Consider the following 20418-nt stretch of genomic DNA (forward strand, 5'->3'; position numbering starts at 1 on the left):
TGGGGTTTTTGTGTAATCAGCTTTTATTGCTAAGTTACAACTATTTTCGTTTATAGAGTATCTCTTATTATCGATACATCGTCCACATTCCAATGTCTTTAAATCCTAGTCGTTTATAAATTCGTCCAGCAGCTGGATTGTTATAAAATAAACAAAGTGTTCGGTCTTCTTTCGTAAAGTCTTGGATCATTTTTTGTAATATGAGTGAAGCGTAACCATTTCCGCGATAATTCGGGTGTGTACATACACCAACTACCATAGCGGATAATGAATTTTCAGCGGAAGTAGAGGCGGATGCGATGATCACGCCATCTTTTTCAATATAGTATGTGCGTCCTGTATTTGTTTCGATAGCCTGCCTTAATATTTTCTCTGATTCATTGGTAGTCGGAAATTCAGCGATGTCACTTCGTAATTTCATAATTCGTTCTATATCATCTAGTGAGGCAAGTTTAATTGTTTCATGAATTGGTGTGCTAGGTAAGTTGTTGTCATTTAGACATTCGCAAAAATACATTTCATTTTTAGTACCTAGTTGTATATTTGAAGCAGTTTCAAATTGTTCTACGATAGTTGACTTACCAGAGAGTTTAAGTGGCTTATATGCGGAAAGAAGTGCCTCATAATCAGTGGTAATAAATTCTTCTTTACTATAGGGTATAAATGAATCGTGGAATCGGAGTAGAATTGATTTTAATGTTCCATTCTCTTTAAATACTCCCCATAATTCTTGAAAATCTGTGTCATAACCGAAAGCTTCAATATCTCCAATAATAAACAAGTTAAGGGCTGCTTCTTCTTTTAGATAAGCGAATACTTGTTCATGATCTTTCTTTGTTAATTTTCGCATCATAACGAATCGACCTCTTTTTTTATTTTTCTAAATATTACAACTTGAGTTTTTTGAAATCAATATAAAATTTTATGTTTAGTTCACAAACTTTCGGAAAAACTAGGAAAGATATGACAAAGGAGGTTATGAACGGTGGATCATCCAATTCAAGGGTTAATGAAAGCAGCAATGGAAAATTTAAAAGAAATGGTCGATGTAAATACGATTGTTGGAGAGCCTGTTCAAACGGCTGACGGTGGTGTAGTGTTAACGGTTTCTAAAGTAGCGTTCGGTTTTGGAGCAGGAGGTTCTGATTTCCAAACGAATGATGGACAAAGAGCGAACGGTAACCCTGCATTTGGTGGCGGTAGCGCGGGTGGTGTTTCTATTACACCAGTAGCATTTCTTGTGGTGAATAAAGATGGAGTAAATATTCTGCATCTACAAAATGCGACACATTTAGCAGAAAAAATGATTGAATTAGCTCCACAAACAATTGATAAAATTCAATCGATGTTCCAAAAAGAAGAAAAGAAAGAGGGAAATCATCATCCTCAAAACCCTGATGAAATCCTTTAAAAACGCCTGCTTATGAGCAGGCGTTTTTTCTTGTAATCACTATGTAATAAAACACATGAAATTGTAAATAGTTTTTGAAGTTTTTTCTATGTTTCTAAAATTTTTCATGTTAAAATATGCTATAGAATTGAAACATATAAAACGAAGGTGGCTAGGTGCTTTGTCTGGAGGATCTGACCAAGTAAAGAATATGATATATATTAATGGTAATCGTCGAGGTCATTGTTTTATTACATCAGGAATTACGTTTAAAGAGTTTGCGAGTAACATCCCTTCACCGCTTCATCAAGTGTTGCTTTTGAAGCACAACTTTGAATGGACGGATTTTCATTATCATACTTTATTTGAATATGTTGAGGAAGAAAATATACATAAGTTAATTCAAGCAGAGATTGATGAATTTGATGAATTTTGTTGGGTAGATTTTGATGATGCAAGCGATTTAGATGAATTAGAGCCGAAAGAAATTGCAGAATTATTATATTTGGCTCACAAAAAAGAACCACTTGCAAGAACATTCTTTCCGTTACTGAAAAATCGATTTGTTTATTTTTCACATGATGACGGATGGTACAACAAAGTGTATTATCGTAGAATTGCTGATTTTGTAGGAATGTTAAGTAAAGTCATTCCGTATAAACTCGGTGCTTTCGGTAAGAAACGTTTTTCTTTCTTCCAAAAATCAAAAATTTTCCCAGCGATTTCAAAAGAATTGATTATGGGACTTATTCCACTCATGGAAGATGGTCTTTACATAGATCTAGCAGGGAAGATTGAGTCAAGAAGAGGTCTTGAAATTCCGGTATATGTAGTTGGTTCGTATGAAAGTACGGATGAGGTGTTAGATAATATCGATGAATTGAAAGAGGAAGCAACAGAAACAGGTTGGCTCATTTTTGATAAGAAAGAACAAGAGTGGCAATGGGTTGTTGACTAAGAAAACTTGGCGTATGAAGTCAAGTTTTCTTGTCATTTGAAAGGAGTACAAATGAAGAAATATTATACAATTGTGGGTATTATAAGTATTATTCTCGTGGCAATATTACTTATAACTTGTCCGAAAGAATCAGATTTTAAAGTGTATGTACAGGATAAGTATGCGTTGAATTGTAATGAGAGTAGTTTTGAATGCACGCAAAATGTAGATGGTAAAAAAGAAAAACTACAATTTGAAAGTACAGATGCACGAAATGGTGTATTCTTTATGACTGTAAAGCAAACATTTAAAACAGAAGCTGGTGTTTCAAAAGAATATAGCGGAGTAGGAATGTTTGGTACATTTCTTTTTGTTTCAGAGAAGACTTTCTAGTAATAGAAGGTCTTTTTTTTATGCTTATGTTCATATAGATGAAGTAAGACAAGCATAGGAGGGGTATTGATGAAGAACACATGTATTGTTTGTGGCGGTGAGGAGTTTTTTTCCTCAACGTTATATGCACGTACGAAACAAGATTGGGCATATGCACCAAACATGTATCGATTTGAAAAAGTATTTATTGAGCATCGAGATGAAGAAAATTATCCAGTGTTTCAAGAAATTACAGCGAAACATTGTTGTGGATGCGGTCATATTATGTTGTATCATGAATGAACACACCAAGTATGACTTGGTGTGTTTTTTTAAAACGCTGACAAAGCAAGCGGATAAAGTAAAGTAAATAAAACAGAAAAACTACCAAAACCAATGGCTGTATATCCAAGTGTTCTTGCTCCGAAATTGACAGCTAATAGGCCAACTAAAATTGCTAGGGAGCCGAGCGTAACTGGATAAAAAGCAATGGAGAATAACGAAAGAAATAAAGCGACATAGCCTACCATTGCACCGGTATTTGTACCTTCTATCTCATTTGCAATTTCTTTACGCTTATGTCTAATTGGAATGCCAGCTGGTGATATTTCAGCTGCATACTCTTCGTTTTTTTCACCACTTTTAAAATGATGATTTCTCTTTCTTCGCATGTACATCCCTCTCTTTCAATTGGGTGTATCTATAGTATCTTTCAAAATGAGAAGAGCATGAGTATGAGTTAAACCCAAGTAAAGCAAAAATTGGAGAATACGCATTCCATCGTTAACATATCCATCTCCTATTGAAGATAAAGTGTGGGATTTTTTCCACTAGGACTGATTATCAGCCAGCAACAATTGGATTTTTATGAGCAGTTCTCTCCCATTAACTGATCCGCATCCATTGAATTTTGAGGTAGGTGTCTTACTGCAAGCGGGATAAAACAGGAATTTTGGAAAATGATGTAGAATGAAATGAGTGATAAAGCGTGAAGGTAGGGGAATGTATGACGAAATTTAATTGGCATGAATCAGCAGAAAAGAAATGGGATAGTAGTGCGGAGTTTTGGAATCAAAATAGTCAAGAGATGTGGGATAGCGGGAGTAGGAGCACAATTATTCCGTTTTTTGAACAATACGTGAAGAAAGAAGCACTAGTGCTCGATGTTGGTTGTGGTGATGGGTACGGTACATATAAATTAAGTCGCGCAGGCTATAAAGCAGTGGGAGTAGATTTATCGGAAGTGATGATTCAAAAAGGTAAGGAGCGCGGGGAAGGACCAAATTTATCTTTTATAAAAGGAGATCTTTCTGCATTACCATTTGAAAATGAGCAATTTGAATCAATTATGGCAATTAATTCTTTAGAATGGACGGAAGAGCCATTACGAGCATTAAATGAAATAAAGCGTGTGTTAAAGAAAGATGGATATGCATGTATTGCAATTTTAGGACCGACAGCAAAGCCACGAGAGAACAGTTATCCTCGCTTGTATGGAAAAGACGTTGTTTGTAATACGATGATGCCTTGGGAATTTGAACAGTTAGCGAAAGAACAAGGTTTTAAAGTTGTAGATGGCATCGGCGTATATAAGCGCGGAGTAAATGAGAAGATGTTAGGTCAACTACCTACAGAGTTACAACAATCGTTAACATTCTTATGGGTATTTATGTTAAAAAACGTATAAAGAAATGAAAGAATTTTTAGGAGGTAAATAAGTGCAGAAAATACAAAAAACTGATACAATATCATCAGAACCAATTAAAGGGGGACTAGGGTATATGACAACTACTACAACAGTGAAATCCGATATTGAAATCGCACAAGAAGCGAGTATGAAGAAGATTCAAGAAATTGCAGCTGATTTAAATATTTTAGAAGATGAATTAGAGCCATACGGACATTATAAAGGTAAGTTATCTCTTGATATTTTTAAGCGCTTACAAGATGAGGAAGACGGTAAAGTTGTTTTAGTAACAGCGATTAACCCAACTCCAGCTGGAGAAGGTAAATCAACAGTAACAGTTGGTTTAGGTCAAGCTTTTAACAAAATTGGTAAGAAAACAGTAATTGCACTGCGCGAACCATCTCTTGGACCAACGATGGGATTAAAAGGCGGAGCAGCAGGTGGCGGTTTTTCACAAGTCGTACCAATGGAAGACATTAACCTTCACTTTACTGGAGATATCCATGCGATCACAACTGCCAATAACGCATTAGCAGCGTTTATTGATAATCATATCCAACAAGGAAACACACTTGGAATTGATACGCGTAAAATCGTTTGGAAACGCTGTGTTGACTTAAATGATCGTGCCCTTCGTAACGTAGTAATTGGTCTTGGTGGACCTGTACAAGGTGTACCACGTGAAGACGGTTTTGACATTACAGTAGCATCTGAAATTATGGCCGTGTTCTGCCTTGCAACAGATATTCAAGACTTAAAAGCGCGTCTATCTCGCATCGTAGTTGCTTATAACTTTGCAAATCAACCTGTAACGGTTAAAGATTTAGGTGTAGAAGGTGCGTTAACACTATTATTAAAAGACGCATTAAAGCCGAACTTAGTACAAACGTTAGAAAATACACCAGCTATCATTCATGGCGGACCATTTGCGAATATCGCTCACGGTTGTAACAGTGTTATCGCTACAACAATGGCAGCAAAATTAGGTGATTATGTTATTACAGAGGCTGGATTCGGTGCTGATTTAGGCGCTGAGAAGTTTTTAGATATTAAAGCTCGTGCAGCTGGCATTAAACCAGAAGCAGTTGTTATTGTTGCGACGATTCGTGCGCTTAAAATGCATGGCGGCGTTGCAAAAGATCAATTAAAAGAAGAAAATGTAGATGCATTAGCAAAAGGTATGGAAAACTTACAGAAGCATGTTGAAACAATTCAAAGCTTCGGTGTGCCTTTCGTAATTGCAATTAATAAATTCATTACAGATACAGATGCAGAAGTTACATACTTACAAGAGTGGTGTAATGAGCGTGGCTATGCAGTATCCTTAACAGAAGTTTGGGAGAAAGGTGGCCAAGGCGGAGTTGACCTTGCTGAAAAAGTACTAAAAGAAATCGAAAAAGGTGAAAACAACTACGCACCACTTTATGAATTAGAATTACCATTAGAAGAAAAAATTCGTACAATTGCTCAAAAAGTATATGGCGCAAAAGATATTGAATTTGCTCCGAAAGCACGTAAGCAATTAGCTCAATATGAAGGAGAAGGTTGGAGTAATCTACCAGTTTGTATGGCGAAAACACAATACTCTCTTTCTGACGATGCAACAAAATTAGGTCGTCCATCTGACTTTATCGTTACAATTCGTGAGCTAAAACCATCTATCGGTGCAGGCTTTATCGTTGCGTTAACAGGTACAATGTTAACAATGCCAGGTCTTCCAAAACAGCCAGCAGCACTTCAAATGGATGTAAATGAAGATGGAAAAGCAGTAGGTTTATTCTAAAAGGTTGTAATTCATCTCGTTTATCTGTAAACTATATATACATCAAGTGGCGCCTTTCCATCGAAAGGCGCCTGTTTTTTGGAGGAAATTATGTTTGATCCAACTGCTTTTGACAATTTAAAAGTAATCGTAGAAGGTGCTGTGTATGATTTTGATCTACATGGAGATATTCTTGTAACAGATCGAAAAGATATGATGGATCTTGCTTCATTAAGTCGTATATATCATATCTCATTTCAATTAACAGAACCGTTTGAACCATTAGTAGAAGCAACATTTTCATTATCTGTGGATGCAAAGAACTTGTCTGGTGAAATACTAGAAGTGCCTCAGTTTACACCAGGTTGTGAGATGAAGCTAGCATTTTCATTCCCGTTAGAACAACCAGAAGTAAAATGTGAAGAAATTGAAACATTAATGCGTTCTATATGGGGAAAAGAAAGAATGATTATGCAGAAAGTTTCATACGAATATAATAAGCAAGCGATTTCATATCATAATAAGGTAGAGGTTCTATTTCAAAAAGCGATTACAGAAGACCATGTTGATGATTTAATAGCTGTTATTTCACACATGATAGAAACGGTGCGAACAATACAGCATTTTCTTCAAAAATAGAGATAAAGGAGAAAAACAAATGATAAAAGATATGCAACCATTTTTACAACAAGCTTGGGAGAAGGCTGGTTTTAAAGAGTTAACTGAAATTCAAAAACAAGCGATTCCAACTATTTTAGAAGGACAAGACGTTATAGCTGAATCTCCAACTGGAACAGGAAAAACATTAGCGTACTTATTACCCCTTTTACATAAAATTAATCCTGAAGTAAAACAGCCACAAGTTGTTGTTTTAGCGCCAACACGTGAACTTGTAATGCAAATTCATGAAGAGGTTCAAAAGTTTACAGCAGGAACTGAAATTTCAGGTGCATCTTTAATTGGTGGTGCAGATATTAAGCGCCAAGTTGAAAAATTAAAGAAACACCCAAGAGTAATTGTCGGTTCACCAGGCCGTATTTTAGAATTAATTCGTATGAAAAAGCTAAAAATGCATGAAGTAAAAACAATTGTATTTGATGAGTTTGATCAAATTGTAAAGCAAAAAATGATGGGCGCAGTGCAAGATGTAATTAAATCAACGATGCGCGATCGTCAATTAGTATTCTTCTCGGCGACAATGACAAAAGCGGCAGAAGATGCGGCACGTGATTTAGCAGTGGAACCACAATTAGTACGTGTAACACGTGCAGAATCAAAAAGCTTAGTTGAGCATACGTATATCATTTGTGAGCGACGCGAAAAAAATGATTACGTAAGAAGAATTATGCATATGGGCGATGTAAAAGCAGTTGCGTTCTTAAACGACCCATTCCGTTTAGATGAAATTACTGAGAAATTGAAATTCCGTAAAATGAAAGCAGCAGCTCTTCATGCAGAAGCAAGTAAACAAGAGCGTGAAGCGACAATGCGTGCTTTCCGCGGAGGGAAATTAGAAATTCTACTTGCTACTGATATTGCAGCACGCGGTATCGATATTGACGATTTAACACACGTAATTCATTTAGAGTTACCAGACACAGTAGACCAATATATTCACCGCTCAGGACGTACTGGACGTATGGGTAAAGAAGGAACTGTCGTGTCTCTTGTAACACCACAAGAAGAGCGTAAATTACTACAATTTGCGAAAAAACTAGGCATCGTATTTACGAAGCAAGAAATGTTCAAGGGATCATTTGTAGAAACGAAACCGAAAGCACCAAAGAAAAAGAAACCAGCATTTACTGGGAAGAAAAAGCCTAGATAAATGATAGGGAAGGCGTAACTATTTGTAGTTACGTCTTTTTTGTTTGTAAACAAGCGATAATGGGAATTGTATTAGTGTTTTTAATGTGCCTATCATATATATGCTTCTACTGGGAGTATCGAAAAAAGGGTAGTTTATTTATTTGGTTTATACGAGGAAATAATATAAAAAAAGTCGAATATTAAACTGACACGAAATAATAAAAAGAAGGTACACATATGGATAGGAAATTAGGAATGTTTTTAAATACGAAACATATTGAAGTAAACGAAGGAATACAAAAAGCAAGGGAATGGGATTTAGAATATATTCAATTATATGCTATGAATAAAAACTTTAACTTATCTAATATCTCAATGGTAGAATGGAATGCTTTAAAGAAAAGCTTATCTTTTAATGGAATAAAGATTCCATCATTAGCAATTAGTTTTGGAGAAAATGGAATTATGGGAATAGAAGCTGAGAGTGCAATAGATCAGTTTAAATATATTACTGACAGAGGTTTGGGGCTTGGGGCAAAGATCATAACAGCTCATATTGGAAAAGTTCCAGATGATGAAAAAAGTGCCTACTATGATAAAATGCTACGTGTTTGTAATGAAATAGGGGACTTAGCGTTCAGATTTGGAGGATTCTTCGCCATTGAGACGGGATCTGAAAAAGCAATAGTATTAAAACGATTTTTAGAAACTGCAAACTCGAAAGGACTAGCTGTTAACTTTGACCCAGCAAATTTAATAAGTGATGTAAATGAAAATCCGGGAGAAGGTTTATTACTATTAAAAGATTATATAGTGCAAACTCATATTAAAGATTGTACAAAGGTGAAAAGCGATAGTTCAAGTAAGTATATTGAAGTCGCAGCAGGGAATGGTGAAGTAGATTTCGATATATTCTTCAAAGTATTAGATAAAATTGGATTCGACGGATATAACATGATTGAAAGAAATGATTATTTTGATGAACTGGATGGGATGAGTCAGTCGATAAATTTTGCAAAGAAGTACATACCAACTCAAAAGGAATAACGATAGTATTTGTAGAAAGCTACATAGAATATAAAAACCATTAGGGGGAAATGTAATGATCCGTAAAGTAGGACAAATTATGTTATATGTAAATAATCAAGATGAGGCAGTAAATTTTTGGACGGAAAAGGTAGGGTTTCATGTAGTAGCAGAGGAAGATAACAAGCAAGGAATGAGATGGATTGAAATTGCTCCGACTAACGGTGCAGAAACGAGCATTATATTACATAATAAAGAAGTTATTTCTAAAATGAGCCCAGAATTGAATCTTGGTACACCGTCCTTAATGTTCTTCTCAGAAAATCTTGATCAATTATATACAGATTTAACAAACAAAAATGTTACTGTTGGAGAAATGGTAACTATGCCTTCTGGTAAAGTGTTTAACTTTGCTGATAGCGAAGGGAATTATTTTGCGGTTATGGAGAAGAACCAATAATAATATTGCTATGTGAAAATCCCCCTCAAATATATTTGAGGGGGATTAAATTTTTGAAGTGGATTTTTCATTAGAGAGTTGTTTAATAAAAAATACTCCTTTTTCAATCGCTGTCTCAATATAGCCAACGATTTGGTCAAACGTAAATACTTGTAAGTCTTCATGCAAATGTTGCTTTGGATACAACATATCTTCAAAAAGATACTTTCGAAAAGCTAAAACGTTTTCTTTAGAAACCTCTTCAATATCCACAATGTGAGCCTCTTGATTGAGAAGAGAGAAAAGCTGTTGTTCTTGATCGTAATGATGAAGCAACTTTGCATTTAACAATTTAAAATCGTTATAGTACAGGGGTGCGATAGTTTCGTCATTCTCTATTCTATTTTTTAGCCAAGGTAGAAAAAATCCACTTAGCCAATTATCATCGGCGATGAGATGGGTATAATAGCCTAAAATAAATGGGGAATCTATATGTGATTCATATTTATGAAAAAATGAATCATAATCTATTCTTCTCGTATAGTTCTTCGTTGTACCGGCATAAAAATGTGAGGTTCCTTTTTCTTTTTTTGAATGAACAGCATCAGGGGCTACAGCTCCAAGTAAGAAAGAAGTCTTATCGTGAATAGATAGTTTCTCAGCAATACCGTTAGCGATAATAACATGCATAATTCGTGATCCCATGAATGCCACCTCTGTTTCCAGTATTCATTTCAGGAAGAGGACTGAACAGTTAGTATTACTTTCCCTGTACTTTTTCTACTTTCGACCCATTCATGTGCTTTCCCTGCATCTTGAAGTGGAAAAGATTTCGTAGCCTTAATTTGTAAACGTCCGTCACGCAAATAACGGAAAACTTCATTTGCAGTTTCTTGGAGCAGTTCAGGACGCTTTTTTCGTGTGGTTCCAAAGCTAAAACCGAGTATAGAGCGGCAACTTGCATGTAAATCTTTCGTTTGAAAGTTACCAATTTCACCGCTAGCATTACCGAAATGAACGAGGCGACCGTAAAAAGCAAGGCAGTTTAAACTTCTTTCAGAAACAGTTCCAGAAATAGAGTCCAAAATAATATTCACTCCTTCTCCGTTTGTCAGCTCATTGACTTTCTCTACAAAATCTTCAGTTTGATGACAAATTACATAATCAGCTCCAGCATCTAAAGCGATTTTTCTTTTCGTTTCACTTCCGATAGTACCGATAACTGTTCTAGCCCCTAATAGTTTTGCAAGTTGAATTGCGGTAGTACCAATCCCGCCAGCAGCTGCATGAATGAGTACAGATTCACCTTTTTGAATTCTTGCAACATTTGCGAGTAAATTATAGCTTGTAAAGGATAAGGATACGATTGGACAAGCGGCTGCAGCTTGAAAGTCAACTTCATGGGGAAATACGAAAGTAAGATTTTCATTTGCAACAACGTATTCTGCGTAAGATCCATTTTGAGGAAAAGCAATGACACGTTGTCCAGGGTGAATATTTTTCACATGAGAACCGACACGTTCTACAATACCAGTGGCATCTATACCTGGAATAAAAGGTAGTGCTTTATTTCCTTTTTTGCCATAACGTGATTTAATATCAGCGAAATTTACACTAGTAGCAACTACGCGAATTAAAACTTGATCTTCTGAAATAGCCGGTATATCAAAATCTGTATATTTCATCACTTCAGGACCACCGAACGACGTTACAACGATAGCTTTCATTATATGTCCTCCTAAATTTGACTATATAAATTATTTTAAATCTTTATCAGAAATTGGAAAATTATATAATAGTTATGTGTGGTTATAAGTGAAGCTTATGAACTCAGTGGATCATTATATTAATTTATATAAAAAACTTTTTCGGAAAAATCGAACGAAATATGAATTACCTGCCAATATATAGTGTAAGACAAAGGAGGGCTGGAATATGAAGGGTGAAATAGATTACGCACATTTAATTCAATTAACTTTATCAGGCAATAAAGAAGCGTATAGCGAATTGTATGATGTAACGATTCAAGAAGTATATAAAACAGCACATTTTTTAATTGAAGATAAAACGGATGTAGATGATGTCGTTCAAGAAGTATACATACAGCTATATGAATCGCTTCGTAAATATGATAGCGAGAAGCCATTTCGCCCTTGGCTAATTGGGCTTGCGATTAAACAAATTCATTCTTATAGAAGAAAGAGGTGGATGCGACTAAGAATTATAAAAAAAGCAGAAGAGCAAAGAAAGCCAGTGCAAATTGATTTTTCTAACGATGTTGTAAGTAAAATATCAAACCAAAAACTAATCGAACTCATTCATAAATTACCGTATAAATTGAAACAAGTTATTATCTTAAGATACTTACACGATTATTCACAAGAAGAAGTAGCACAAATATTACATATTCCAATCGGTACAGTGAAATCTAGAATTCATGCGGCATTAAAGAAACTACGTCAAAAAGAGCAAGTAGAAGAAATTTTTTTAGGAGAGGTAGGGAATGTGAAATGAGTTTAGATTGTAGAGTTAGGGAATCTATACAAGAAGAAGCAAAGGGTATTGTTGCCCCGCCGGATTTAAAAGAAAAAGTAATCGTGCAAATAAAAATGAAGCACGGCGGGAGTAAGAGGAAGAAACGCCTTATCGCAGGAGTACTTGCAGCAGCTCTTTTAATCCCGACGACAGGTTTTGCGTACCAATCTATTATGGCGGATGGTATATATGGATCTTTTGAGAATTTAAAAAAACATGCCGGAGCAATGACATTAGAAACGTATATGCGTTTTAATGCAAAATTATCAGAAGCGAAAGATGAAATGGGTGCGAAGGAATATGAAGAGTTTACAAAAGAACTGAAAAAATTAACTAATGCAAAGCTTGCGTACGGAGATTCGAACGGTAATATAGATTATGATCAATTATCACCAGCTAAAAAAGAGGAATTGAAAAAGGTAGTAATGGAGCTTCATCCGTATTTTGATAAATTAAATGGCCATAAATCTAGTAAAGAAGTACTAACTCCTGAAGAGTATGAACAATATATGGAGGCATTAATGTCACATCAAACTGTGTTAGTAAAAACGAAATCGAGTGGAGGGATAACAGTAGAAGAAGTACCTGAGGCGTACAAAGAAAGATTTATTAAAGCAGAGCAGTTTATGGAGTATGTAAATGAAAAGGTGCGATAAGTAAAAAGCTCAAAGCTTTAGCTTCGAGCTTTTTTTATTGAAAGAAAATAAAGTATTCAATTATATTTTTTCATCGTTGCATAATCCTTTTGTATAAAACAATCTAAAAGGGAATAACCAGCTATTAAACTAATAATCGTAACAAAAGTTGTATTTATTAGAATAATATTAACTAAATAAGGTAGGTATTCGGCAAGTGGTGAAAAGAGTAGTGCTGGGGTAAAGGAAATGAATAGTGTAGGCACTGTAATAGCAATAAATTTATCCGGTTGAAAGCTCCAGTTTTGTTTACTCGTTTCGCGATTAATAGATTGAAGGAATCGTAATAAAATGCCAACTATAAGAGGGAAGAGTGTAAAGTAGAATAATCTTGGATAAACGTTAAAGTTCACTTGTGCATCTGTATCTAAATAAAATTGAATTTTTACTCCTACAAATAATAATAAGACGATAAATAATGTGAAGCAGAGGTATAGCATCAATTTTTGCATTATATTCCACCATCCTTTACTCAAAATATATTCAAAAAAAGAAGAGATATACAATAACTACTGTTGTATATCTCTTCTTTTACTGTTAGTTAATAGTGGAGTTTGCTTTTTCTTGCTTCGTGAAATAATCAATAATGCCCATTGCGCTAATTTCTATATCTAGATGTAAAATGTTATAAACGGAATGATCTGATGGAACGTTTAACTTTGTAAGATGAGAAGAGATTTTATCCATTAACAAAGTTTGTAAAGCTTTAGTCGCTTCATCGAAATCATTATACTTTTCAAAGACTTCCTTACCAGTCTGAACGAAAATAGGTAGCCAATGTTCCAATTGATTGTATACTTCTGTAACATGAGAGGATGCGCCGTAATGACCGAAATAAATAGTATCTACATTCATGCTTTGAATGTGATTTTTAGAAGCAATCATCGCATCTGGTTGGAATTGTGAAGGGGACGTTGATGGTAGATATAACTCTACATCAACGTCTGCGAGTTCTCTATAATAAATTCCAATTGTATCGCCAGTAAAAATCCCGTTTGTTAATGAATCGTGAATGCTAATATGGTGCTTCGCATGTCCTGGTGTATCATAAAATGTAAGGGTGCGGTCTTTTGCAATTTTTAATGTATCACCATGTTGTACAATATGAACACGTTCTTCTTCAATTGGAAGAATTGGGTCAAAGAGTTTATCGAAATCTTCTTTGTAGACAGCTTTTGCACCTAAAATAAGTTTTGTTGGATCAATCATATGACGAGCACCACGAGAATGCACATATAACGTAGCATTTGGACACTGTTCCATCATTAAACCAGCTGCGCCAGCGTGATCTAAATGCACATGTGTAACGATAATGTTTTTAACATCGTTTAAATCAATATGTAATTGTTGTAAGCCGTCTAAAATATACGGAAGAGAAGGGGCTGCACAAGTTTCAATTAAAGTAATATCGTCACCTAATAAAACGTACGTACCTGTTCGTTCATTATGCTGTAAATCGAAATCATCAATAAGATATAGGTGAGAAGATAATTGCTCTACTTTTTTCATAGTTACCACTCCTTATATACTGCATGTTTTTATTATACGCTAAAATAGAAAAAAGGCAGAAAACGAAGCTCGTCTTCTGCCTTTTTGTAATATTATTATTTCGTTTGTTGTTTATTAATAGACATAATGAACAGTCCAACAATCCCGCCTACTAATGGAAGCATAATCTCTCCTGCTAAATTAAAGTAGGAGCTTAAGAATAAACCATTAACATCGATTACCCAGCCAGTAACATACAATAACATCATATATAGTACGAAATAAAACTCGCGATTTGAAATCGTTTCATGTTGTGCAGTTTTCATAATGAACACCATCCTTTTCTTTTATAATGGAATATAAACTGTCACATTTTGTTCACATTTCAATTGTAAAACTTTCCATCATAAAAGTCTAGTGGTATGTGTCGAATTTTGAATGGAAATAAAGCGCTATCATTATAGCTTATAAGTACGTAATAAGAGCTGTATATTCACGAATGTAGTATAGTATAAATATAGAATGATAATGAAGAGAGGGGCAAAGACAATGACAGTTTATGATTTTTCAGCTAAAACAATTACAGGTGAAGAAAAATCGTTAAAAGATTACGAAGGAAAAGCACTTCTTATTGTCAATGTAGCTAGCAAATGTGGTTTTACACCACAATATAAAGGATTACAAGAGGTGTATGATAAATATAAAGACCAAGGACTCGAAATACTCGGATTCCCTTGTAACCAATTCGGGGGACAAGAACCAGGTACAGAAGCGGATATTACTAGTTTTTGTGAATTAAACTACGGTGTAAACTTCCCAATGTTTGCAAAGGTTGATGTGAAAGGTGATAAGGCTCATCCTTTATATACATACATGACAGAACAAGCACCAGGTTTACTCGGTATGAAAGCAGTGAAATGGAATTTTACGAAGTTTTTAATCGGAAAAGACGGGAAAGTAGTAGGGCGTTTTGCGCCGCAGACGAAGCCGGTAGATTTAGAAGTTGAGATTGAGAAGGTACTTGGAGAATAATTAGGAGTTTCACTTTATTAAAAAACGTCTCAAAGAACAATGTAGTTCTTTGAGACGTTTTCTTTAAACTCACATTTTCAAGATTAAATAACTGTATCAAAGCCATCTGATTTAGGCAGAGAAGCTGCTTTTTTCATAAGCACTTCCCATAAGTGTACAGATTTCTTCCATTCTTCTGCAGCCTGCTCCTGTTTATACATAGCGTTCTCATAACTGGCAGTAAGTTGTTGCATATCGGCCGAGTTGTAAAGTGTATCGATATGGAGAGCGTATTCTCGGAATGTTTGACTTTCACTCCGTGGTATGCCAATTCTCGCAAATTGTTTTAAAAGTGCACCGTAAGCTTTTTGATAAACAGCATCATTTTTTCGGTATTTATAGAAATGAATAATAAGAAATGTCATCCATTTCATTCTAGTGGTGAAGAGAATGTATCCTATAATACTAATTAGTATCGTAGAGAGGAATACGTACCACCAAGAAAAACTAGTTTTAGAATTTGTGACCTTTTTAGTAGAAGCTTCTTCTGTATTTTCTATTAAACTTTTAAGTTTTGCTTCATTATTTCGTTGTTGTATTTGCTCGTTATTAGAATTATTTGCTTCGCTATTTTGTGAAATAGGAGCAGGCGTATTATTTATAAAATTATAGGGATTGGTAAATCCTTTTGTTGGTTCGAATGGAATCCATCCGTATCCTGGGAAATATACTTCGACCCAAGAGTGTGCGTTATCGTTCGTGATTGTATAAACATCCGCACCTTCTGCAGAGGCAAGCGTATTGTCAAGAGTTCCTTCTGTATAGCCTTTTACCCAGCGAGCAGGAATCCCGGCAGAACGAAGTAGTACAATCATAGACGTCGAAAAATTATTACAGTAGCCGCTTTTTGTATCGAAAAGGAATTGATCTACATAATCTTGGCTTTTGGCAGGGAATAAGACATTCGTTGATTCGTATGTAAAAGAGTTGTCTGTGAAGTAATTTTCAATAGCTAATACTTTATCATATCGGTTGTCTTTATCATTTGTAAGATTGACAGCCAAGTCTTTTACGCGCTGTGGTAATGACTCGGGAAGTTGTGTGTACTTTGTCATAAAATAAGGGTTTGTTTCTTGACCTTCATTTGTTTTTACAGCTTTCAAGTTTTCTATGGAAAACTCAGGGATCTCATATGTTACTTTATACGAATGTAAAGTAGTAGAAGAGTCTCCATTCATTGTATAAATTTTTTCTGAAAACGGGTCAACACTGTATGATACATCAGAAGAAGCCTCAACTGATACTAATCCTGCTGGATAGGTAAGGTGAGGGTAACTTTTTTGCATGGTAATTGTTGCCTCAGTCGTTTCCGTTTTTGTATTTTGTTCGTACCAGCTTACGACGTCGTTTTTATTTTTAAAAGAAATCTTTTTCGGATTTTCAGAAATTTTCCAGCCTTTTCCTGTATAGAAATCTTTTGTTTCTACTCTCCAATATTGTTTGTTTTGCGTTCGTGCTGTGAAAACAATTGTAGGATCCGCCTTAAAAGGACCACCTAATCGCGAGTCATCTAAACCATACCCAATTGTAGAAACTTTTTGTTCTTTACTTGCTTCAGATGTGTTGAATTTTAAAAAATCCATTGGGTTTGGCCATTGAGGGCCAAATTTTGGAGCAAAGTATGCGATGGTTGCTAATAATACAATAAATATTGTAAGTGGTCTAAGTAATTTAGAGATTTCCCTAGCATAATTTTGTAAGTGTTCACGCTCTTTTATTCGTTCTACTTGAAGAAGACTAAGCATAAAAAATCCGATGACAACAGTTCGAATAATAGCGTAGTTTGCATTGTATAAATGTAAGTTATGAAAAGTTGCGATATAAATAATAGTCAATACAAGAAATAGAAACCCACGTTTTTTATGAATAATCCAAAATGAAGTGAAAGAACTCAAAAACCAAAATGAGAGAAAAAATAAAACCGTCGGAAAAACTGGAGAAATATCTAGTAAATTCCCTTGGAAAAATAGGGAGGAATTTCGAGACATATCAGAAAAGAATGTTGTTAGCCAAGATGGATTTATAAAAGCATTTTTATAATATAGGGAATGAATGATAAATAGGACTGTGACAATTTTTATTGGAATCTGCCACCTCGTTTGAAAAAAAGAGAGAGCGAAGCAAATTCCTATAAATGTTACGAAAATATCTAATCTACCTACATTTGTAATACCTATAAGAGGTCTTAGCCATTCTAGTAAAAGAAGAAATACACATGCATGCATAAAGAATCTGTTCGTATCCCACTTGTATTTTGTTTGTAATGTTATCATTTGCTCACCTCAAAAAACACGTTTGTATACCGGTTTTCATAAACCGTGTTTACAAATATTTGTCGTTTTTTTAGAGTTTCTATTATACTGATTTCTCGGTGTGAAAGTTGATTCGCTTTTTCTTTCACGACAAAAACCATACATTTTCTATTTTTTATAGCAGCACAATCAGCCGCCTTTTGAATATCGGGAGAAAGATTACTGGTCACGAGTATAACCGTGACGGGCTCATAAATTTTTCTTAGTTCCATGTCTACACTCTGGGAGAGCGGGAATACACTGTCTGCTTGCACTTTTGCTAAATGACAAAGGATTTGTTGTAACTGCGTATCTCCATTGTCTAAAGGGAAGATAGTTTGTTCTTTTCCGATAGACACGAATGATGCTGGTGAATTTTGTTTCAAGACAGCCCTTACGATAGAGGCAGTAAATGTGACGACTGATTCGAATAGAGGAGACTCGGTTCTGTCTATGAATATCATGACATTATGGCTGCGCTGCTGTTCAAACTCTTTTGTCATAATATTGTTTGTTCGTGCAGTTGCTTTCCAATCAATCCATGAAAAGCGATCACCAGGTTTATAGTCTCTGACACCGACAGAGATTGTAGAGTCTTTTGCTGAATTTATATTTGCTGAAAGCGCTCCTTGTTCGAAATGATTTTCCAATTGTCGATATGCTATATCTACATACTGGGGATAGACTAAAAATGTATCTGGAACTGAAAAAGTTACTTCTTTCTCTATCATGCCGAATAAATCGCCAGTTTTGACACGAACGCTTGAAAAAGTGTGCTCGCCTCTAGGGATTGTGTCAATAACATATTGAAACGAAATATTTCGTTTCAATCCTGGGAAGAGTACTACCTTATTCATCTTTGTTTGTTTACAACTTATAAATTGTGGTGGCAGTTCATCTTCTATAACTAAATAAAGTAAGGGGAAAGGAAGTTTTCTTTTTATTGTAATCGTGCTTACAAATTGTTCTCCTACTACATATCCATTTTGGTTTGTTATTCGTTTTACTTCAGCGTCCCGTAAAGCGTAGAAGGGGAGTAGTAGCGAATAAAGAGCAATGGGAATTATGCTGTAAAACAAAAACCAACTGACAAACCCTCCTTGAAGCATAGCGTACATAAATGTTAAGACTAGACATAAAGGGAGTAGCAATAACTTCATAACGTGATATAGCGCTCGTAGCATTCGTTTCATCAAGGATTCATCGTCCTTTGAGTAGGCACGGTAGTTCGTGCAACGATTTTTCCGATAACTTGTTCTCCTGTTATTCCTTCAAATTTTGCTTCCATTTTTAGAATGAGTCTATGTGCTAAAACGTAAGGAGCTAAAAATTTAACATCGTCTGGAATAACATAATTCCTGCCATGGATAAATGCATAAGCTTGTGAAGCTTTCATTAAAGCAATCGAGCCACGTGGACTTGCACCTAACTGTATAGAACTGTACGTACGAGTCTGATTAACAAGCTTTACAATGTAATGCTTAATTGCTTTGTCCATACTTACTACCCGTACGCTTTGTTGTAAATAAATTAATTCTTCTATTGTAGTAATGGTCTGTAATTGAGAGAGTGGATTTGTTTTTTCCATCCGGTTTAAAATTTCAAATTCTTCCTCTGGTGTAGGATATCCCATTTTTAGTTTCAATAAGAAACGATCGAGCTGAGCTTCTGGTAGAGAATATGTTCCTTCATATTCGACCGGATTTTGTGTAGCCATGACAAAGAACGGTTTTGGTAAAGGTCTTGTAATGCCATCTATTGTAATATTGCCTTCTTCCATACATTCAAGTAAAGCAGATTGTGTCTTTGGAGATGTACGATTAATTTCATCAGCAAGTACAAAATTCCCCATAATTGGTCCAGGCTTGAACTCAAATTGGAGCTCTTTCGGATTATAAATAGAAACTCCTGTTACATCTGACGGCAATAAATCAGGTGTAAATTGAATTCGCTTATAATCAGCATCAATGGATTTAGAAAGAGCACGTACTAGCATTGTTTTCCCGACACCAGGAACATCTTCTAATAGCACATGACCTTCAGCTAAGAGAGCTGTCAAAGCTAAGATTGTTTCTTTTCGTTTTCCGACCATTATTTTTTCAATATTATTGATTATTTTTTCTACAGTGGGATGTAATGAATCAAGCTGGGGCATCGTAATCCTCCTAATGTTATTATCGTTTTCTAATCAATTTAGTGGACATATTTCTAATTCTATATGTAGATAGTAAAGGTCTAACTTGAATTCTGAGAATATTCAGATTATTTATTTCGATTACATCTAGTATAATTGTTTCCGTAACTAAGAGCAATACAGTAAATAATGATTTGTAGTTTTATTCCTAGCTAGTAAAACCCCCACTGATTAAAGTTTTACTTTATGAGATTTTTACGCATAATTATAACTAAGGGAGATGATTTCAAATTGAATAAACAGAATATCAGCACAACAGTTTCAGGAGATTTAATTATTACCCATTTAATTGGAAATATAAGAACAGATGATGTGTATGAATGGTTTAATGGTTTTGAGCAAGTTTGTCAGCAATTCATTTCCGAGGGACGGAAGTACAAATTGTTGGTGGATAGAAAAGGATACACGCCAAATCATTTTTCTGTTCAAAAAGCATGGAAAGATAAGTTCTTCAATGAAACTATTTTGAATCACAGTAAGGCAATTGCGTTTCTCCTTGAAGAGGGGGAGATAATGAATTATTTACAGCAAGCCAATATAAAAGAATCTGTGAAGTTTTTTGATGATTATGAACAAGCGCTAAGTTGGTTGAATGAATATTCCATATAGAAACTTTATTAAACTAGTTTCTCGCAATCAACTGGTTTTTATATATCCATAATGTTGCGGTTATCGTAAAATTCATTAGCTTATCAGTTTCCAACACAATTGTTTTCTTCGCA

24 protein-coding genes are annotated in these 20418 nt (G+C 35.0%); 14 read left to right on the plus strand and 10 right to left on the minus strand.

Annotation, left to right across the window (positions count from 1 at the left end):
• Positions 1–67: 67 nt before the first annotated feature.
• Entirely contained in the window at positions 68–853 is a 786-nt protein-coding gene (locus MHH55_RS04535) for a GNAT family N-acetyltransferase (protein WP_000984754.1), read from the minus strand.
• A gap of 132 nt (positions 854–985) precedes the next feature.
• Here MHH55_RS04535 and ytfJ point away from each other — a divergent pair, with 132 nt between their 5' ends.
• The 4 genes from ytfJ (at position 986) to MHH55_RS04555 (ending at position 3002) form a co-directional block, all read left to right on the plus strand.
• Positions 986–1411 (plus strand): GerW family sporulation protein, encoded by a 426-nt coding sequence (ytfJ, locus tag MHH55_RS04540; RefSeq protein WP_000349991.1) that lies wholly within the window; start codon positions 986–988, stop codon positions 1409–1411.
• Positions 1412–1571: 160 nt separating this feature from the next.
• Positions 1572–2348, plus strand: a complete 777-nt coding sequence (locus MHH55_RS04545) for an oxalate:formate antiporter (protein ID WP_000014087.1) — start codon at positions 1572–1574, stop codon at positions 2346–2348.
• A gap of 51 nt (positions 2349–2399) precedes the next feature.
• Entirely contained in the window at positions 2400–2720 is a 321-nt protein-coding gene (locus MHH55_RS04550) for a hypothetical protein (RefSeq protein ID WP_000761174.1), read from the plus strand.
• A gap of 69 nt (positions 2721–2789) precedes the next feature.
• On the plus strand, positions 2790–3002 hold the full coding sequence (locus tag MHH55_RS04555; protein WP_000798747.1) for a hypothetical protein: 213 nt from the start codon (positions 2790–2792) through the stop codon (positions 3000–3002).
• Between the two features lie 29 nt (positions 3003–3031).
• Here MHH55_RS04555 and MHH55_RS04560 read toward each other — a convergent pair whose 3' ends face one another.
• The gene (locus tag MHH55_RS04560; RefSeq protein ID WP_001253201.1) at positions 3032–3370 is read right to left on the minus strand and encodes a hypothetical protein; all 339 of its coding nucleotides are present in this window, start codon (positions 3368–3370) and stop codon (positions 3032–3034) included.
• A gap of 335 nt (positions 3371–3705) precedes the next feature.
• On the opposite strand from MHH55_RS04560, the gene MHH55_RS04565 reads away from it, so the two are divergent.
• From MHH55_RS04565 to MHH55_RS04590, 6 genes are all read left to right on the plus strand, one after another.
• Positions 3706–4386, plus strand: coding sequence for a class I SAM-dependent methyltransferase (locus tag MHH55_RS04565; protein ID WP_000160041.1), 681 nt, complete (start codon positions 3706–3708; stop codon positions 4384–4386).
• Positions 4387–4480: 94 nt separating this feature from the next.
• Positions 4481–6169 (plus strand): formate--tetrahydrofolate ligase, encoded by a 1689-nt coding sequence (locus MHH55_RS04570; RefSeq protein ID WP_013141915.1) that lies wholly within the window; start codon positions 4481–4483, stop codon positions 6167–6169.
• Between the two features lie 90 nt (positions 6170–6259).
• The gene (locus MHH55_RS04575; RefSeq protein WP_000460219.1) at positions 6260–6787 is read left to right on the plus strand and encodes a hypothetical protein; all 528 of its coding nucleotides are present in this window, start codon (positions 6260–6262) and stop codon (positions 6785–6787) included.
• 19 nt (positions 6788–6806) lie between these two features.
• Positions 6807–7976 (plus strand): DEAD/DEAH box helicase, encoded by a 1170-nt coding sequence (locus tag MHH55_RS04580; RefSeq protein WP_000588613.1) that lies wholly within the window; start codon positions 6807–6809, stop codon positions 7974–7976.
• Positions 7977–8194: 218 nt separating this feature from the next.
• Complete coding sequence (locus tag MHH55_RS04585) at positions 8195–9004, plus strand: sugar phosphate isomerase/epimerase family protein (RefSeq protein ID WP_078186664.1); 810 nt, start codon at positions 8195–8197, stop codon at positions 9002–9004.
• Positions 9005–9059: 55 nt separating this feature from the next.
• Positions 9060–9443, plus strand: a complete 384-nt coding sequence (locus tag MHH55_RS04590; RefSeq protein ID WP_078186665.1) for a VOC family protein — start codon at positions 9060–9062, stop codon at positions 9441–9443.
• Positions 9444–9488: 45 nt separating this feature from the next.
• Here the strand turns inward: MHH55_RS04590 and MHH55_RS04595 are convergent, their stop codons facing one another.
• Positions 9489–10127 carry a zinc dependent phospholipase C family protein gene (locus MHH55_RS04595; protein WP_033695483.1) on the minus strand — a complete coding sequence of 213 codons (639 nt, stop codon included), beginning with the start codon at positions 10125–10127 and terminating at the stop codon, positions 9489–9491.
• A 29-nt stretch (positions 10128–10156) separates the two neighbouring features.
• Positions 10157–11149, minus strand: a complete 993-nt coding sequence (locus tag MHH55_RS04600; protein ID WP_078186666.1) for a quinone oxidoreductase family protein — start codon at positions 11147–11149, stop codon at positions 10157–10159.
• Positions 11150–11357: 208 nt separating this feature from the next.
• Between MHH55_RS04600 and MHH55_RS04605 the strand changes: the two genes are divergently transcribed.
• Entirely contained in the window at positions 11358–11936 is a 579-nt protein-coding gene (locus MHH55_RS04605; RefSeq protein ID WP_000675556.1) for a sigma-70 family RNA polymerase sigma factor, read from the plus strand.
• Positions 11933–12613: a DUF3600 domain-containing protein gene (locus tag MHH55_RS04610; RefSeq protein WP_078186667.1), complete on the plus strand. Its 681-nt coding sequence runs from the start codon at positions 11933–11935 to the stop codon at positions 12611–12613. The genes MHH55_RS04605 and MHH55_RS04610 overlap by 4 nt, the downstream gene beginning before the upstream one ends.
• 56 nt (positions 12614–12669) lie before the next feature.
• Here the strand turns inward: MHH55_RS04610 and MHH55_RS04615 are convergent, their stop codons facing one another.
• The 3 genes from MHH55_RS04615 to MHH55_RS04625 all read right to left on the minus strand — a co-directional run bounded on the left by MHH55_RS04615 (position 12670) and on the right by MHH55_RS04625 (position 14466).
• Positions 12670–13104 carry a hypothetical protein gene (locus MHH55_RS04615; protein ID WP_078186668.1) on the minus strand — a complete coding sequence of 145 codons (435 nt, stop codon included), beginning with the start codon at positions 13102–13104 and terminating at the stop codon, positions 12670–12672.
• Positions 13105–13189: 85 nt separating this feature from the next.
• Positions 13190–14161, minus strand: a complete 972-nt coding sequence (locus tag MHH55_RS04620; RefSeq protein WP_000754976.1) for an MBL fold metallo-hydrolase — start codon at positions 14159–14161, stop codon at positions 13190–13192.
• A gap of 95 nt (positions 14162–14256) precedes the next feature.
• On the minus strand, positions 14257–14466 hold the full coding sequence (locus MHH55_RS04625) for a DUF3925 domain-containing protein (RefSeq protein ID WP_000844984.1): 210 nt from the start codon (positions 14464–14466) through the stop codon (positions 14257–14259).
• 223 nt (positions 14467–14689) lie between these two features.
• Between MHH55_RS04625 and bsaA the strand changes: the two genes are divergently transcribed.
• The gene (gene bsaA / locus MHH55_RS04630) at positions 14690–15172 is read left to right on the plus strand and encodes a glutathione peroxidase (RefSeq protein WP_000219434.1); all 483 of its coding nucleotides are present in this window, start codon (positions 14690–14692) and stop codon (positions 15170–15172) included.
• A gap of 83 nt (positions 15173–15255) precedes the next feature.
• Here the strand turns inward: bsaA and MHH55_RS04635 are convergent, their stop codons facing one another.
• The 3 genes from MHH55_RS04635 to MHH55_RS04645 are packed head-to-tail and all read right to left on the minus strand — an operon-like array spanning position 15256 to position 19657.
• Positions 15256–17484: a transglutaminase TgpA family protein gene (locus MHH55_RS04635; protein ID WP_078186669.1), complete on the minus strand. Its 2229-nt coding sequence runs from the start codon at positions 17482–17484 to the stop codon at positions 15256–15258.
• Entirely contained in the window at positions 17481–18695 is a 1215-nt protein-coding gene (locus MHH55_RS04640) for a DUF58 domain-containing protein (protein WP_078186670.1), read from the minus strand. Before MHH55_RS04640 ends, MHH55_RS04635 begins: the two co-directional genes overlap by 4 nt.
• Entirely contained in the window at positions 18695–19657 is a 963-nt protein-coding gene (locus tag MHH55_RS04645) for an AAA family ATPase (RefSeq protein ID WP_001135807.1), read from the minus strand. Before MHH55_RS04645 ends, MHH55_RS04640 begins: the two co-directional genes overlap by 1 nt.
• 225 nt (positions 19658–19882) lie before the next feature.
• Between MHH55_RS04645 and MHH55_RS04650 the strand changes: the two genes are divergently transcribed.
• Positions 19883–20305, plus strand: a complete 423-nt coding sequence (locus MHH55_RS04650) for a SpoIIAA family protein (protein WP_078186671.1) — start codon at positions 19883–19885, stop codon at positions 20303–20305.
• Positions 20306–20418: the final 113 nt, after the last annotated feature.

The sequence above is a fragment of the Bacillus sp. FSL K6-2944 genome, from assembly GCF_038005385.1.
Taxonomy (GTDB): domain Bacteria; phylum Bacillota; class Bacilli; order Bacillales; family Bacillaceae_G; genus Bacillus_A; species Bacillus_A cereus.